The organism is Capnocytophaga sp. oral taxon 326 str. F0382 (genome assembly GCF_000318295.1).
Taxonomy (GTDB): Bacteria; Bacteroidota; Bacteroidia; order Flavobacteriales; family Flavobacteriaceae; genus Capnocytophaga; species Capnocytophaga periodontitidis.
On sequence record NZ_KB291466.1, the window covers coordinates 1,430 to 2,063 of the forward strand.

Genomic DNA, 634 nt, shown 5'->3' on the forward strand with positions numbered 1-634 from the left:
CTTCACTTTCTAATTTGTTGTATAAACGCTTTAAACCTCCTATATTACGAGAGTTATCATTTAGTAATGTAAGCAAATTTGTTTGAGTCTCAATAATATTCTTTTCATCAAGCCCCATCAAAATAGAAGCTAATAATGCCCCGTGATGCTTGTCAAAACTATTACTATTGACAATATCAATGAATTTGCTTTTTACATTTTCTTGATTTGATGAGGCTGCTAACCTACCTACAGCTTTATAAAGCTTTAAGCGAGTCGTTTCATCATCTACTTGGTCATATATATTTTGAAAATAGGATGATACAAAACGATTGAACAGTTCATTATTTTGCTCTGTATTTTGCTCATCTATAATTGAATTTAATAGTGTTACATAGAGTATTTCTTTATCTAAATCACTACCAAAAATTTTATTTATAAAGGAATTAGAGGTAGTAAGTTTTTGTTTTGAAAGTTTTTCAAGTAAAGAGAGTCTTGCTTTTACTCCTACTAAAGAAAAAGAGAGAGTTGGGTATTTTTGCAATTCTTCATAATTCTCTGTTTCTATATTTTTATTAAGAGCATTAAGCCATCTTTCTTTTCTTTCTTTATCATTAGCAAAGTTTAAAACGCTATTTTCAAAGATTGTTACATA

General features: G+C 28.4%; 1 protein-coding gene. It reads right to left on the minus strand.

Annotation, left to right across the window (positions count from 1 at the left end; all coding sequences use genetic code 11):
* The coding region (locus tag HMPREF9073_RS16080) for a hypothetical protein (protein ID WP_009414355.1) at window positions 1-634 on the minus strand (634 nt) is incomplete at both ends.